Annotated in this window: 13 protein-coding genes and 1 tRNA gene; 9 read left to right on the top strand and 5 right to left on the bottom strand. The window is 52.7% G+C overall.

Going from position 1 to position 14,480, the window contains the following annotated elements:
- Window positions 1-11: 11 nt before the first annotated feature.
- Window positions 12-527, bottom strand: a complete 516-nt coding sequence (locus K5Y30_RS12205) for a DUF2501 domain-containing protein (protein ID WP_222211573.1) — start codon at window positions 525-527, stop codon at window positions 12-14.
- 273 nt (window positions 528-800) lie between these two features.
- On the opposite strand from K5Y30_RS12205, the gene K5Y30_RS12200 reads away from it, so the two are divergent.
- The 4 genes from K5Y30_RS12200 (at window position 801) to K5Y30_RS12185 (ending at window position 5,623) form a co-directional block, all read left to right on the top strand.
- Window positions 801-885: transfer RNA gene (locus K5Y30_RS12200), tRNA-Leu, on the top strand.
- A gap of 191 nt (window positions 886-1,076) precedes the next feature.
- Window positions 1,077-4,595, top strand: coding sequence for an AAA domain-containing protein (locus tag K5Y30_RS12195; RefSeq protein ID WP_222211570.1), 3,519 nt, complete (start codon window positions 1,077-1,079; stop codon window positions 4,593-4,595).
- A gap of 184 nt (window positions 4,596-4,779) precedes the next feature.
- The gene (locus tag K5Y30_RS12190; RefSeq protein WP_222185188.1) at window positions 4,780-5,166 is read left to right on the top strand and encodes a DUF1090 domain-containing protein; all 387 of its coding nucleotides are present in this window, start codon (window positions 4,780-4,782) and stop codon (window positions 5,164-5,166) included.
- Between the two features lie 127 nt (window positions 5,167-5,293).
- Complete coding sequence (locus K5Y30_RS12185) at window positions 5,294-5,623, top strand: DUF1493 family protein (protein ID WP_008107769.1); 330 nt, start codon at window positions 5,294-5,296, stop codon at window positions 5,621-5,623.
- A gap of 30 nt (window positions 5,624-5,653) precedes the next feature.
- Here K5Y30_RS12185 and K5Y30_RS12180 read toward each other — a convergent pair whose 3' ends face one another.
- Window positions 5,654-6,433, bottom strand: a complete 780-nt coding sequence (locus tag K5Y30_RS12180; RefSeq protein WP_222185190.1) for an NAD(P)H-dependent oxidoreductase — start codon at window positions 6,431-6,433, stop codon at window positions 5,654-5,656.
- A gap of 88 nt (window positions 6,434-6,521) precedes the next feature.
- On the opposite strand from K5Y30_RS12180, the gene K5Y30_RS12175 reads away from it, so the two are divergent.
- Window positions 6,522-7,415 carry a LysR family transcriptional regulator gene (locus tag K5Y30_RS12175; protein WP_222185313.1) on the top strand — a complete coding sequence of 298 codons (894 nt, stop codon included), beginning with the start codon at window positions 6,522-6,524 and terminating at the stop codon, window positions 7,413-7,415.
- Between the two features lie 24 nt (window positions 7,416-7,439).
- Here the strand turns inward: K5Y30_RS12175 and K5Y30_RS12170 are convergent, their stop codons facing one another.
- Both K5Y30_RS12170 and K5Y30_RS12165 read right to left on the bottom strand, forming a co-directional pair.
- A complete protein-coding gene (locus tag K5Y30_RS12170; RefSeq protein ID WP_137385095.1) occupies window positions 7,440-7,931 on the bottom strand; it encodes a DUF4411 family protein in 492 nt (163 codons plus the stop codon).
- The gene (locus K5Y30_RS12165) at window positions 7,928-9,073 is read right to left on the bottom strand and encodes an XRE family transcriptional regulator (protein ID WP_222185192.1); all 1,146 of its coding nucleotides are present in this window, start codon (window positions 9,071-9,073) and stop codon (window positions 7,928-7,930) included. The genes K5Y30_RS12170 and K5Y30_RS12165 overlap by 4 nt, the downstream gene beginning before the upstream one ends.
- Before the next feature lie 214 nt (window positions 9,074-9,287).
- Here K5Y30_RS12165 and K5Y30_RS12160 point away from each other — a divergent pair, with 214 nt between their 5' ends.
- Window positions 9,288-10,343 carry a DUF1176 domain-containing protein gene (locus K5Y30_RS12160; protein WP_222211568.1) on the top strand — a complete coding sequence of 352 codons (1,056 nt, stop codon included), beginning with the start codon at window positions 9,288-9,290 and terminating at the stop codon, window positions 10,341-10,343.
- A 64-nt stretch (window positions 10,344-10,407) separates the two neighbouring features.
- Here K5Y30_RS12160 and K5Y30_RS12155 read toward each other — a convergent pair whose 3' ends face one another.
- A complete protein-coding gene (locus K5Y30_RS12155) occupies window positions 10,408-11,085 on the bottom strand; it encodes a YecA family protein (RefSeq protein ID WP_176970789.1) in 678 nt (225 codons plus the stop codon).
- Window positions 11,086-11,300: 215 nt separating this feature from the next.
- Here K5Y30_RS12155 and K5Y30_RS12150 point away from each other — a divergent pair, with 215 nt between their 5' ends.
- From K5Y30_RS12150 to K5Y30_RS12140, 3 genes are all read left to right on the top strand, one after another.
- Window positions 11,301-12,317 (top strand): isopenicillin N synthase family oxygenase, encoded by a 1,017-nt coding sequence (locus tag K5Y30_RS12150; protein ID WP_222211566.1) that lies wholly within the window; start codon window positions 11,301-11,303, stop codon window positions 12,315-12,317.
- Between the two features lie 17 nt (window positions 12,318-12,334).
- Window positions 12,335-13,117 carry a MetQ/NlpA family ABC transporter substrate-binding protein gene (locus K5Y30_RS12145; protein ID WP_176970787.1) on the top strand — a complete coding sequence of 261 codons (783 nt, stop codon included), beginning with the start codon at window positions 12,335-12,337 and terminating at the stop codon, window positions 13,115-13,117.
- A gap of 141 nt (window positions 13,118-13,258) precedes the next feature.
- Window positions 13,259-14,446, top strand: coding sequence for a serine hydrolase domain-containing protein (locus K5Y30_RS12140; RefSeq protein WP_222211565.1), 1,188 nt, complete (start codon window positions 13,259-13,261; stop codon window positions 14,444-14,446).
- The last annotated feature ends 34 nt before the right edge of the window (window positions 14,447-14,480 follow it).

Here is a 14,480-nt window from a genome sequence, read left to right as displayed (position 1 = left end):
TCGGCGCGTCCTTACATGCCGATATATTTTTTGCCTTGCTTCAGAACCACATCGCAGGCTTTGGTTTTCAGCTTCTCACCCATCGGCGAGTTGCTCAGACTTTGCAAATTCAGTTGCTGACCGTTGCCAGTGTTAAGCAAGCCTTGCAAACCCTGCTGGTAATCGGTTTTCTGCTCTTGCGCGGTGGTGCTGTTCAGGCCGAGTTTGCTCAGCACCTGATCTTTTACCGACTTCACGTTGTTATCCACCACGTTGTGCTGCACGCAGTAGGACATCACGCCTGCGGCGTTGGTCATGCTGTTGGAACTCACCGCTTTATCGCCGCCGTTGAGCAGGCCGGTAAGCGATGAGAGCGACATGCCGCCATTCTGCGTGGTGCTGGTGCTGGTGTTGCTGGTGCTGGTGTTTTGCTGTGACAGCTGCGATGCCGCGCTGCTCAGCTGATCCTGCCAGCTTGCTGCCGATGCGCTCCCCGCAACCATGGCTGCCGCGATGCCCCATCCCCAAATCATGCGTTGTACTTTCATCTCAACCTCGTTGTCTTTTATGTTCTGACTGCGTCAGTTTTGGTTAAGAGAGGTTTGAATTCGGAAAGTTCCAGTTAACCGGGCTGATTGGGGAAAATTGGGACCGTTCTGGGTTTTAATTTTTGAACGTCGGTTGGCGGGATCGACGGTATAACAAGCAGTTATCCGCGAAATGCTGTTTTTTTCAACGCTTAGCGCACATCCCTAACGATTCCGGTTGCGCACGCTGTTCGTAACGGTATAATCCCCAACGTTTTCCGCATCCTCTTCAGTGCCGAAGTGGCGAAATCGGTAGACGCAGTTGATTCAAAATCAACCGTAGAGATACGTGCCGGTTCGAGTCCGGCCTTCGGCACCATCGATTGATGCAAAATTAAGTCGCTTACGAGCGGCTTTTTTTGTGTCTGAAATCTGGCTTTTTACCTAATCTCACTCCCTTAGCAACATAAACAAATTATTGCGATCGCGTTCTCATCGTGGACAATGTTCAACCATGGGTTGCGTTAATATCAATTAAATCAATAATTTTATTATGTCAAGGGATGGATAATGGACAGGAATACTCAGGGATTCACATCATACTGGCGTAATTCTTTAGCCGATGCCGAATCAGGGAAAGGGGCATTTGAGCGTAAGGATGCGGATAAATTTACTCGTTGGGTGGACATCAGCACGGGACGGCTGGATGAAGAGACTGTTAATGCGTTTTTTGAGGGTGAAGGTGACACGGTAAAAACCGTTGAGGTAGTGCTACGACCTATAGCCTGGTTACGTTTGCTACAGCACGGCAAAGAGCGAACGGCAGGCGCTCCTGGAATAGTCACACCGCTGGTATCATCTGCGCTACTTAATCGCGAAGGTTTTTTGTTCCCTACTTCATCGGCCACTATCCCCCGTGATCTATTAGAGCCTCTCCCAAAAGGCACCTTCTCAATTGGCGAGATGGCGCAATATGATAGATATAAAACCACGCATAACTCGACCACCTTTGAAGTGGATTACGAACAGCAATACGAAGAGGAAAATGACGAGCAGCGAGCCCAGCGGTATGAGAAGCATCAGCTGCAGTGGCAAAAATTTCAGACTGAAATAAGCAATTTGCTGGAATACGTAATAGGACAATGGGTCGCCACCCACGAGCAATATGAACTCGCCGAATATGGTTACGTTATAAAAGCCAACCAGCCCGGCGGTGCCAGCCGCCATATCCTCCCTCTGTATGATCATCTTCGGGTGTGCAAGAAAGAGGTTCCGCTATTAACACGCTTTGCTTCGACTGCCAGGCCGATCCTGGAACCGTTGCTTGCATCTAATGCGAAATTCAGCGAGCGATTAGGCCATTCAGGAGATGAATTCCCGCTTGCTGTGGCGCAGCGCGACGCTCTTAACCATTATCTCACGCAGCAGTCGGGCGATATCCTTGCCGTCAATGGTCCGCCGGGAACTGGAAAAACTACACTTGTTCTCTCAATCATTGCTACTGAATGGGTTAAAGCGGCATTTAACAAATCTGAACCACCGGTAGTGATTGCCACCTCAACCAACAACCAAGCCGTTACCAATATCATTGAGGCCTTCGGTAAAGACTTTTCCACTGGAACAGGGGCTATGGCCGGGCGCTGGCTACCGGAACTAAAAAGTTATGGTGCTTATTTCCCTTCTCAAATGCGTGAAGCTGAGGCCGCTAAAAAGTACCAGACTGAAGACTTTTTCAACCGTGTGGAATCTACCGAATACGTTGAAGATGCGCTGGTACTTTATCTGGAGAGGGCAAAAGTAGCCTTCCCATCTGCGGAATGCCGTTCTCCAGAACAAGTTGTGAATCTACTACATGAGCGATTAACCACGCAGTTAGCTCAGCTTAAACATATTGAGCAGGCTTGGGGGAATTTGATCCGCATTCGCGAGGAGCGGATCCACCTTAGCGAAGACCTCGACCTTTATATTCACGATAAAAGTAAGCTACTGCTCGATAGCACAAAAGACATTGCGTTGTTAACTCAGGGTAAAAAGCAGTGGCAACAGTATCGTGCCAGCGAGTCGATGCTCTATGCGATCTTCTCCTGGATTCCCGCGGTTCGTACAAAGCGCCACTATCAGATTAACCTCTTACTCGACACTACGTTTGGTACAAGAATGGCCGAGTTTAAGGGCTCAGCGCCGGAAGATGTTGATGCTTATATCGACGGGCTTATTGCTCGCGCCCAAAAAGAGCAGGCCAAGTACCAGCAGCAGATTGATTTTGCTCAGGACGTTTCCAGACGTGAAAGCGAAGCTCTGCGAGTTTGGCATGGTTTCTCGGTTTCCCTGGGACATGCGGGCAAAGATGAGATAACCCTTGCTGTGGCTGATGCGCTCGCCGATACGGCTATCCGATTCCCGGCATTTCTTACTGCATCTCACTACTGGGAGGGGCGATGGCTGATGGACATGGCCGCCATTGGCGATCTTCGAAAGGAAAAAGGTCGTAAGGGGGCGAAAGCTACCCTGGCTCGCTGGCATCGAAGAATGAAGCTCACCCCTTGTGTGGTGATGACCTGTTACATGCTGCCTCGTCATATGGTCATCAGCGAACATGTTGGCGGCGCTAAGAAATTTGAATCCGGATATTTTTATAATTTTGCCGATTTATTAATTGTTGATGAAGCGGGGCAGGTATTGCCGGAGGTAGCCGCAGCCTCCTTCGCATTAGCAAAAAAAGCGTTAGTAATTGGCGATACGGAACAGATCGCACCCATCTGGAACAGTTTGCCGGGCATTGATATCGGCAATATGGTTGAGGAGAACCTCCTCCCTGTCGGTACACAGGAAGCGCTAGCGGAGACTTATGCGCTTATATGTGATTCAGGGAAAAGCTCGGCATCGGGCAGCGTGATGAAAATCGCCCAATTTAGCTCGCGCTACCAGTATGACCCGGATCTGGCCCGCGGCATGTATCTGTATGAGCATCGCCGCTGTTTCGATAACATCATCGGTTACTGTAACGCGCTCTGCTACCACGGCAAGTTACAGCCAAAACGGGGCGGTGAAAAAGAGACACTTTTTCCAGCGATGGGTTATCTGCATATTAATGGGTTGGGTAAACGGGCAAACGGTGGCAGCCGATACAACACTTGTGAAGCCGAGACAATAGCGGCTTGGCTGGCGACCCATAAAGAAGAAATAGAGCATCATTATGACAAACCACTGCATCAAACGGTGGGAATCGTAACGCCATTTTCGGCGCAGGTGAACGCTATTAGAGCCTCATTGAGTAAGCTGGGTATTAACTGTGGTGGAGATGATGATTCACTGACCGTCGGCACTGTTCACTCCCTGCAAGGTGCAGAAAGAGCAATCGTGATCTTCTCCCCAGTTTATTCCAAACATGAGGATGGTGGATTTATCGACAGCGACAGCAGCATGTTGAACGTTGCGGTCTCCCGCGCTAAAGATAGTTTCCTGGTCTTTGGGGACATGGATTTATTTGAGATCCAACCTGCCTCTTCGCCAAGAGGATTATTGGCAAAATACTTGTTTGCACAAGACAGCAACGCATTAGCGTTTGAATTTCAGGTACGTAAAGACTTGAACGCAGCCCAGATGCCCGTTTCTACGCTACATGGGGTAGATCAGCATGATGCATTTCTGAATCAGACATTGGGTACAATCGAGAAGAGCATTACCATTGTCTCTCCTTGGTTGACCTGGCAAATGCTTGAGCAAACTGGCTTTTTAAACTCAATGATTCAGGCACGTGCTCGCGGTGTTGATATTACTGTGGTGACGGACAAGCATTACAATACCGAACATAGTGATTATGAAAAGCGTCAAGAAAAACAGCGGCGGCTTCACAGCGCACTGGAAAAACTGAATGAGTTTGGTGTTACTACTAAGCTGGTCAATCGCGTTCACAGTAAAATCGTAATTGGGGACGAGCGTTTACTGTGTGTTGGTTCGTTTAATTGGTTTAGCGCCACACGAGAAGATAAGTATCAACGGTACGATACGTCGATGGTGTATCGCGGAGATAACTTAAAAGGTGAAATTAAAACGATTCACACGAGTTTGATTCAACGCCAATTGTGAGGCGGAGCCACATCATGTCCGAGGTGAGTTTGGCGTTATGTGTATCAAATTAATAGCGCCAAGCCTTTTTTCACCGTCAAACGGCAGCTTAATGGAAACGGCTTAGTAAGTTGCTTGCACCTTTAAGATCCTCTTAAGAACTCTTCGTATAATAGCGCCCATCAACGTAAACCAAGAGCTCACCATGAAAAACACCCTGATTTCCCTTTCGATTCTTTTCTCTGCTTTGACCGTGACGTCTGTTCAGGCTGCCAACCCAGCCACCGGCTGCGCCGCTAAAAAGCAGGATATTCAGCAAGAGCTGGCGATGGCGCGTGAGCATGGCAATGCTGCGCGCATCGCCGGTCTGGAAAAAGCGTTACGCGAAACCAATGCAAACTGCACCGACAGCGGCTTGCTTAAAGCGCGCCAGCAGAAAGTGGCCGAGAAGCAATTGAAAGTGCAGGAGCGCGAACAAGATCTAAGGGAAGCGCAGGCCAAAGGCCGCAGCGATAAAATTGAGAAGCAGCAGCGTAAACTGGATGAAGCACGTGAAGAGTTGAAAGAAGCGCAGGATGCATTAACGCAATAAACCAGGCATCCCGCCTGGAAAACTGGCTCTTTGTCTCAAAATTCTCCCGCAGAGATTTTTTTCATTCAACTGTTGGGATTGCATGGCAGAATGGCGCTCCGGTGAAATCAGTGGAGGTGCAGAAGCGATGACAGTTGAAATTGAGCAGCGTATCTACGAGTTGGTGCGACGTTACGATGGCGTTTACCTGTTTAAGCAAAAAACGCTGACGCCGCAAATTGATATCGATAGCGATCTTAACTTCGAGCGTGAAGAAGCCGCTGCGCTGATGGATGAGTTCTTCGGCGAGTTCAGCGTCGATCGCGGCGGATTCGTCATTGAAACCTACTATCCCGATGAGCCCTCGCTGGCGCAGATTCTCAATCCATTCAATAAGCGTGAAGTGCCGGTGGTACCCGATTTCACGCTGGGAATGTTGATTGAATCGGCAAAAGCGGGGCGCTGGCTGTACGAGTAACAGCAGGCTCAGCGCCGAGCCTGCCACTTTTCACCGCTTCACATGCACGCCAAAGCCACTCTCTTCCGGGACAAACTCCGCCTTTAACGTCAGCGCAGGAATCTCATAGTCGCCGCCGTTCTGCTGACGATAGGCAATGGGCGCTGTCTGTTCCAACGTATCCAGCCTTGTTGCCAGCGCATCGCACCAGCCAGCAAAACGTTCTGCTGCTGACTTTTGTACCCGATAGAAAACCAGCGGCGGCAGCACGCTAAAGCCGGGATAAAACAGCATGCCGTGCTGAATCGGAAACAGCAGATCGTTGATCGGGCCGTTAATGCCGCGCGGGCTGTAATGCGATTCCCATCCGCCGGTCGTCACCACCAGCATCGCGCGTTTGCCGCTGAGATTGCCTTCGCCGTAACGATCGCCCCAATGCTGTTCGTTGTGCTCGCCCACACCGTAGGCAAAACCGTTAGCGTAAACGCGGTCAAACCAGCCTTTCATGATGGCGGGCATCGAAAACCACCACAGCGGAAACTGGAAAATCACCGTATTGGCCCAGCGCAATTTTTCCTGCTCGGCGGCGATATCGGCGGCCTGCAGCTGATGATCGTAGGCGAAGCGGGAATCCACCGTCGCGTCGAAGTGGTCGCCCACAAACGGGGCGCGCGTGTCGGCAGCGTCGAGCGGCGCTTTCCACTGCATCGCATAGAGATCAGAGACCTGCACCTGATGTCCGGCATGCTGCAGATGCTGCACGGCAAAGTCTTTAAGTGAACCGCTCAGCGAACGCGGTTCCGGATGGGCATACACAATCAGTACATTCATGGGCTTAATCCTGTGAGATGAAAACCACTGCAGATTAAGTCGGCGCTGGCTATAGTGGAAATCAATTGCTGATATCTCAGGTATAGCCATAGTGAATATCGACTCGCTGGATTTGAATCTGCTGCAGACGCTCAACGTGCTGTTAAGCGAACTCAACGTCACGCGCGCGGCGCAGCGTTTGCATCTCTCGCAGCCTTCCGTCAGCGCTCAGTTGGCGCGATTGCGTAGGCATTTTGACGATCCGCTATTGTTACCGGGGCCGCGTGGCATGCTGCCAACGGCGCGCGCAGCAGCTCTGCGTGAGCCGCTGCGTCTGGCGCTGGAAGCGGTTGAGCGTGCGGTCGCGCCGCCCGATGCCTTTAATCCGGCCAATGCCGATAACACCTGGCGCATCGCCGCCACCGATTACACCTCGTCAGCGTTGGTGCTGCCTGCGCTCAACCTGATCCGCGCTGCTGCGCCGCAAAGTCGTATGGCGATATTGGCGCTGAATCCGCCGCTGGTGGCGCAGCAGTTGGAAAAAGGCGAGCTGGATGTGGTGTTTCATACGGGCGATAACGCGCCGCCGACGCTGCATCAACGCAAACTGTTCAGCGAGCGCTACGTGCTGGCGGGACGGTGCGATCACCCGCAGTTGCAACGTCTGCCGACGCTGGATCAATTCTGTCAGCTGGAATTTGTCATGGTATCGCCTGATGGCGGTGGCTTTAGCGCCGCCACCGATAATGCGCTCTCGAAGCTCGGGCGTTCACGCCGCGTGGTGTTGTCGGTGCCGCACTTCTTGTTTATGCAGGAAACGCTGGCGAGCAGTGATTTAGTGGCGGTACTGCCCGAGCGGTTAGTGCGTCACGCTTCGCACCTCGCGGTTATAGATCTGCCGCTGGAAGTGCCGGGCTTTGATATTTTGCTGCTGTGGCATGAACGTCTACACCGCGATCCGGCCCAGCAGTGGCTGCGGCAGCAGATTGTGGCGGCGCTTTAGATAATGGAATGAATGGCTCTTTAGCTATTGCTCCAAAATGAAGCGTGCATTCAGCTTTCTTAAAAATTCGAATGTCGTCATACATGGCACATCAAACTGGTGACAGATATTGGGGACTTTGACTTTGCGAGCATTTGCTGGCAGCGGAAGTTCATGTGTAATCACGGTCGCGCCGATGCTCTTACTCTTAGCAATAATCCAGGGATCGGCTTTTGCCAGAAAAGTATCACGGGAACCGGCATTGAAATCAGCCATCATTACGCACTCAACAATCTGCTGAAAAATTATCTGCGTATCCTGGTCGTCATTAGCAATGAAATGTGTGGGCCGCGCTTTGACCCACTCGGATAGTTCATCATTTCCTGCACGCAACTCTCGCGCAATCATGTCGACGCTGCCGACAACATTTGATGCGAATTGAACATCCAGCCATTGCCAATAACCGGGACAGATATCCATCCCATAATAGAAATTTTTCGCCATGATATAAGTGTTTGCATCCAGCAAATATTTCAAAGCCCCAACTCCTCTGCAAATTTCGACAACTTTGATGGCTGTATTCCATCCAATAAATCACTGGCTTCACGTAATAGCATTTGGCCGCTGAGAGCCTGGCTCAATACGGCACGAGAGAAAGAAACGCTGATTTGCGCTTTCCTGGTCCTGAAATAGCTTGGTCCACCGCTCTCTTTTTTAGCGCGTTGCTGATGAGCGAGTTTCTGCTCATGGATAAAATGCTGATAATCTTCTCTGCCGATCAAACTCATCGTTAAAGCGCGACGTGCCAGTACCCAACTACTGACGTGAAAATGGCTTTCCAGCGGGGCAAGATTTTCCTGCCAGTTCTCAACATCACGATCCCACAAAGGTAAAAATTCATCTGCGGGTACCAGAAACTCAGCGGCAACCGCATTACACAGTACTTCTTCATGGCGATGTGTACTTGCACCGCCGTCAGAGACGCCTGACTGTCCAATCCAGATATGACAAAGCTCGTGAATTAAGGTGAACAATCGTGCACCGGGTGCATCTGCATGGTTTACAAAGATGATTGGCGCGAGGTCATCCGCAATGGCAAAACCTCTAAATTCATTGACGTTGAGAGGACGAGTGTGGTGATGGAGATAAGGAGAGCGCATCACCAGAATACCCATGTCTTCAATGCGTTTTACCAAATCGCTGTAGTAATTTTCCCAGCTTCCGCGTATCGGATGTATAGGCACATGTAGCTTGTGGCGCATGTCATTCACAATCGCGTCAATTGAGCTCCGCGAGGTGAAACGGCCACTCATTTCCAGTGGCGTCACCATCTGCTGCTGTAAATAATCGCGATACCATTCCTGGCGCATGAGCATGATCTTTAATAAATCGATCAATTCTGCGCTCGGACGCTGAGGTGCTTTTCCATCCAATGTGCGTAAGTCAGGAATGGGCAACAGTTCTTGCGGCGGCGTCGTCAAAAAAAGATAACCAAAAGGGACATGTGCTTTTTCAGCAAAGGCCATCGCCTGGTTAAATGTCAGAGGATGTTGCCCATTTTTCCATTCCTGCAGACGCTCGAATGTGACGTTACACTTCTGCGCAAATTTTTCCACAGCGATGCCGGCCCGTTCACGGGACCATCTGAGCATCGCTGGATTGATATTGGCAGTTGTCATGGATTACCTAATTTTATTGGGTCTGGCCGAAGTATGTGCTTAAGCCCTGAACCGTTCAATAGCTGACCAGTTAACGTGAAATCTGAAGAGGTTTCTTCATGATTGATGTTTCGACAAAGCGCGATAATGAAATCAGCATCGCCGCAAAAAATTCACTTCTCCCGCGTCACAAAAATCATCACACTAGCCACCTTTACCATTATGGAGAGATGGCATGATTACCCGATTGCTGCTGGCGATGTCGCTACTTGCCAGCCTGAGTGCGCCGCTGTTGGCAGATCAAGACGGCGTCTCCTTTAGCCACAAAGACTGGGAACTGGCTTGCGATAACACGCTGACCTGTCGTGCCGCCGGTTACAGCGCCGAAGAGGGCGCGGGCGGCTCGGTGTTGCTGGTGCGCGCGGGCGGAGCGAATGCGGTGACGCACGGTCGCGTGGTGCTGGCCGATACCGGCGATGACGATTCTAAAGTGGTGAACAACTTAGCGTTGTGGATTGATGACCGTGCGCTGGGCGACGTGGCGAAAGCCGATAACGACGAATGGACGCTGACGGATGAACAAACCCAGGCGCTAATTAACGGCATTAAAGGCAGCGGCAAAGTGGAGTTTCGCGGTGGTGAAGAGCCTTTCGATCTCTCCAGCAATGGCGCATTTGCGGTGCTGCTGAAGATGGATGATGCGCAAGGTCGTCTTAGTACGCCGGGCGCGTTGGTGCGCAAAGGCAACAAGCCGGAAAGCAGCGTACCGGCAGCGGTGGCGATGCCGGTGATTCAGCAGGTGAAAGTGGTGAAGGCCGATGCGCGTCCGTTGACGGCCGATGAGCTGGCGCTGTTGAAGCCAAAGCTGATTGCCTCACTCACCGACGACGACAGCTGCGACAATCTGGCTCCGTCCGACGATCAGCCGGAAGAGGGCGCGGAGCCGCTGACCTTAACGCCGGTTGATGATGCGCATGTGCTGATCGCCGCGCTGTGCTGGCGCGGAGCGTATAACGAAGGTTATGGCTATTGGCTGATCGATAAAGCATTGCAGGGCACGCCGCAGCTGGTGACGGATTCCGGCTCTGATTACAGTGAAGGTGTGATCTCAGAAGCGCAGAAAGGGCGCGGCATCGGCGATTGCTGGAGTACAGCGGCGTGGGTGTGGGATGGCAAAGCGTTTGAGCAGAGCAGCGATGCCACCACCGGCATGTGCCGCGCGATTCGCGCGGGCGGCGCATGGGAGTTGCCAACCTGGGTGACCGAGGTGAAACCGGCATCGCTGCCGTAGGGTGCGCATTTATGCGCACCTGGTCAGTAGGTCGCCATAAATGGCGACCCTACAAATGGTGCTCCTATTTACCGCAGCACTGCTTATATTTTTTACCGCTGCCGCACGGGCAAGGATCGTTACGGCCGGTTTTCTCGCCGGCAAAGTGCGGCAGTTGAGGTTCAGGATCGGGCTGCGCCATGCGCTGTTCCTGCCAGTATTCATGCAGCTCCAGCGCTGCGGGGCGAATCGCCTCGATGCTGGCTTCAAACTCTTCCGGCGTGAAGGCTTCGCGCTTCGCCAGATGATCTTCGCTGCCGTGCAAGGCAATCGCCTCCATCATCGGTTGCAGTGATTCTGGCAGCAGCGACCAGTCCGCATCCAGCGCCACGCCGCGCAAATAGCCATAGCACCAATCTTCCACCACGGTGAATTCCTGGCCTTCCATCTCTTGGGTGCCAAACAGCGGATCAAACTGCTCCGGGAACTCGGCCAGACGCTCGGCGATGTCGTTCAGATGCTGGAAAGTCAGCGTCATAAAGCGATCCATTTCGCGCTCATTCGACCATTTTGGAATGTGCTTTTTGCCGCCCCACATCGCTACCAGCCACTCGCTCGGTTCGATGTCGTTCGGGCCTGAGAGCAACGCCGTCAGCATGCCGTCCAGCTCAGCGGTATCCACCACCGAGTGCTCGTTGCCGTATTTCTCCAGCATATCTTCAAGCCAGTTCAGCTCTTTTTCGGTTAACGGACCCTGGTTCATACGGCGTCTCCTGCTGTTCATTGATGGGCCATGCCCAAAGTTAATTGGCGGCGATTATAGCGGGAAGCGGGCACGATTTATCGCTTTTTGCATATCGATTGCTGAACCTCTCCTAAAAATGATTCGCCATAACTTATCGCGCAACAGTATTGGCTGCATTTGTCAGCAGATGGCAGCGTAAAGGCAGAATTTTTCTGCATGAAGGATGCAAAAGTATGGCCAGCACATTGCCGGTACTGGATTTAGCCCTGCTGGAACTGCCGGATGCGGAACAGGCGCAATACCTCGCCGAGCTGCGCGAAACCGCGCGTGACGTCGGCTTCTTTTATCTGGTGAATCATGGCATCAATCCGCAGCTGTTACAGAACGTGCAAAGCATCACGCGCGCGTTCTTTGCCTTGCCGGATGAAGAGAAGCAGCGCGTATCGATGATCCATTCGCCGCATTTTCGCGGCTACAACCGCGCGGGCGTGGAATACACCCGTGAACAGCGCGATCAGCGTGAGCAGTTTGATATCGGTGCAGAACGTGCCGCGCTGACGTTGCAGCCAGACGATCCGGCATGGAAGCAGCTGCAAGGGCCCAATTTGTGGCCGCAGGCGTTGCCGCAGCTGCGTCCGGTGATCCACGCGTGGCAGCAGGCGATGACTGACGTGGCGCTGCGTTTACTGCGCGCCTTCGCCAAATCCCTGTCGCTGCCGCCGGACGCGTTTGATGCGCTGTACGGCACGCACCCCAACGAACATGTGAAGCTGATTCGCTATCCGGGTCAGGATGCCGCTGCCAGCCAGCAAGGTGTCGGCGCGCATAAGGATTCCGGCTTTTTGACCTTTCTGTTGCAGGACGATCAGCCTGGATTGCAGGTTGAAGTCGCGCCAGAGCAGTGGATTGATGCGCTGCCGAAACCGGGTGCTTTTGTGGTGAACATCGGCGAACTGCTGGAGATCGCCACCAACGGTTATCTGCGCGCCACCGTGCATCGCGTGGTGTCGCCGCCGGCAAAACAGCAGCGCATCTCCATCGCTTTCTTCCTCGGCGCGCAGCTTGACGCCGAAGTGCCGCTGTATCAATTACCGCCGCAGCTGGCGGCAGAAGCGCGCGGACCGACCAGCGATCCCAGCAATCCGCTGCTGCGTGAAGTGGGCTGGAACTATCTCAAAGGGCGTTTGCGATCGCATCGCGACGTGGCGCAGCGTTATTACGCTGACACTCTCAATAGCGTTAAATCATAAGAAACTAAGGGAAGCAGATGAATAAAAAGGTGATAGCCGCGTTGGCGATGGTTTCGGTGTTCAGCACTTACGCCTCGGCGGCCGCACTGCGCGTGGCGGCCGATGCGGTACCGCACAGCGAAATCCTCAACCACATCAAACAGACCGACAAGAAGCTCGATCTCAAAGTGATTGAACTCAACGGCAACCTGAACGCCAACGAACTGCTGGCGCGCGGTGACGTGGATGCCAACTACTTCCAGCATGTGCCTTATCTGCGCGATCAGGAAAAAGCGCTGGGCGAGAAATTTTCTGTGGTCGCCACCGTGCATATTGAGCCACTTGGCATCTACTCGCACAAAGTGAAATCACTGAAAGATCTGCCTGATGGCGCGCAGGTGGCGGTACCGAATAATGTCACCAATCTGAGCCGCGCACTTTATCTGTTGCAGGCCAATGGTTTGATCAAACTGAAAAGCAGCAGCGCCAATACGCTGGTGACTTCCGCAGACATTACTGACAACCCGCACCATCTGAAGATTATCGAAGTGGAAGCGCCGCAGCTGCCGCGCGCGCTGGATGATGCGCAATTGGCGATCATCAATGGCAACTACGCGTTGCAGGCCGGTTTAGTGCCGTCGAAGGATGCGCTGGCGCTGGAACAGGCGAAGGATAATCCGTATGCCAACGTGCTGGTCACCACGCCGAAACTGGCGCACGATCCGCGTATTCTGGAACTAGCGAAAGATCTGGAGTCAAAGCAAACCGCTGAATTTATTAACCAGCACTACAAAGGATCGGTTATTCCCGTTAATCAATAATCTCCGCCGCCACCTGTTTTTGGCAGGTGGCGCTGACTTTCTTCTGTGCTATATTTCGCCACCAACACCCGTCGCACCCTTTATAAAACATAAAAATTCGCCTAATCCATTGCCATGATTACCTTTGCCAGGAATAAACGGGTGCTGTGCCATCGTTTAACAACATGCATCATTCTGCTGGGTATAAGCGTATTGCTCAGCGCCTGCGGCACCTTGTCGCAAACCTCCGCGCCCGTCAACGATAAAGTCTATCTTTCGCACGCGACCTTTAATGAAAACGTCGATGACATCGTGCACCATTACATGCAGCAAAAGCAGGTTTCCGGCATCAGCATCGCCATCATCCATCAACGCAGCCAGCCTAAATTTTACAGTTTTGGCGTCACCGATGCACTGCACCATTATCCCATCACGCCAGACACCTTATTTGCGCTCGGCTCGCTGAGTAAAGGCATCACCGCTGAGGTGATTATTGAGCTGGTGGATCGCGGTGAACTGCACTGGAACGACACGTTAGCGACGCTTTTGCCGCCCAACGTGCCGCTGAGCGCCGATGCCAAACGCATCACGCTGTTGCAGCTGGTGACGCACACGTCGGGCTTGCCGCGTCAGGATATGGACTTGCCGATGTTCATGAAATTTATGGGCTATTTGCGTAGCGGCGAGAACTTTTACGGCAACCTTGACAGCGACGCCGTGCTGGATTATCTGGCCGACTTTGACGCGCCCGCGCATCCCACCGCGCGCTATTCCAATCTCGGCTATGCGCTGTTGGGCTACATCCTCAAACATCGCTTCCATCAGGACATCGAAACGCTGGCGCAGCGCAATATGTTCCAGCCGCTTGGCATGACCAGCAGCAGCTTCACGCCACAGCGTCTGCGCGGCTATCCGTGGCGTGCGCTCGGCCATGCCGGCGATCAGCCTAAGCTGATTCCTCGCGGGCAAATCACGCCGGACTGGGCGTTTAATAACAATATGGTGGCGGCCGCCAGCCTCTACAGCAACGCGCGCGATTTGATTCGCTATCTGGATGCGCATCTGCATGATGGGGCGGGCGCTTCGCTCAACGCGGCGTTTGCGCAGGTCAATCACGGCTACGAACAGCACGGCAATCAGTCACAAAATATCGCCTGGGTAACCGATACCTACGGCGATCAGCAGATCACCTATCAGGTTGGCTATATCGGCGGCTACTCCAGCTTTATTGGCTTTGATAAACAGAACGGCAATGCGATTGTGGTGCTGCAGAACGCGTTTAACTGGAGTAACTATCTGGGCATCGCGTTATTGATGGATCTGGCAAATAAAGCGCACGACAAAAACTAACATGGTTGCTTGCAATTTTACTGCGCCAAAAAGC

This window comes from Pantoea sp. DY-5 (assembly GCF_019795955.1).
Taxonomy (GTDB): Bacteria; Pseudomonadota; Gammaproteobacteria; order Enterobacterales; family Enterobacteriaceae; genus Pantoea; species Pantoea leporis.
Note: the sequence above shows the minus strand (reverse complement) of the source record. Positions and strands in the feature narration are given on the sequence as shown.

Bases quoted from the DNA above. Each gene is read 5' to 3' on its own strand.
- K5Y30_RS12205 (WP_222211573.1), bottom strand. From the start codon at position 527: ATGAAAGTACAACGCATGATTTGGGGATGGGGCATCGCGGCAGCCATG.
- K5Y30_RS12195 (WP_222211570.1), top strand. From the start codon at position 1,077: ATGGACAGGAATACTCAGGGATTCACATCATACTGGCGTAATTCTTTA.
- K5Y30_RS12145 (WP_176970787.1), top strand. From the start codon at position 12,335: ATGAATAAAAAGGTGATAGCCGCGTTGGCGATGGTTTCGGTGTTCAGC.
- K5Y30_RS12190 (WP_222185188.1), top strand. From the start codon at position 4,780: ATGAAAAACACCCTGATTTCCCTTTCGATTCTTTTCTCTGCTTTGACC.
- K5Y30_RS12160 (WP_222211568.1), top strand. From the start codon at position 9,288: ATGATTACCCGATTGCTGCTGGCGATGTCGCTACTTGCCAGCCTGAGT.
- K5Y30_RS12150 (WP_222211566.1), top strand. From the start codon at position 11,301: ATGGCCAGCACATTGCCGGTACTGGATTTAGCCCTGCTGGAACTGCCG.
- K5Y30_RS12165 (WP_222185192.1), bottom strand. From the start codon at position 9,073: ATGACAACTGCCAATATCAATCCAGCGATGCTCAGATGGTCCCGTGAA.
- K5Y30_RS12155 (WP_176970789.1), bottom strand. From the start codon at position 11,085: ATGAACCAGGGTCCGTTAACCGAAAAAGAGCTGAACTGGCTTGAAGAT.
- K5Y30_RS12185 (WP_008107769.1), top strand. From the start codon at position 5,294: ATGACAGTTGAAATTGAGCAGCGTATCTACGAGTTGGTGCGACGTTAC.
- K5Y30_RS12180 (WP_222185190.1), bottom strand. From the start codon at position 6,433: ATGAATGTACTGATTGTGTATGCCCATCCGGAACCGCGTTCGCTGAGC.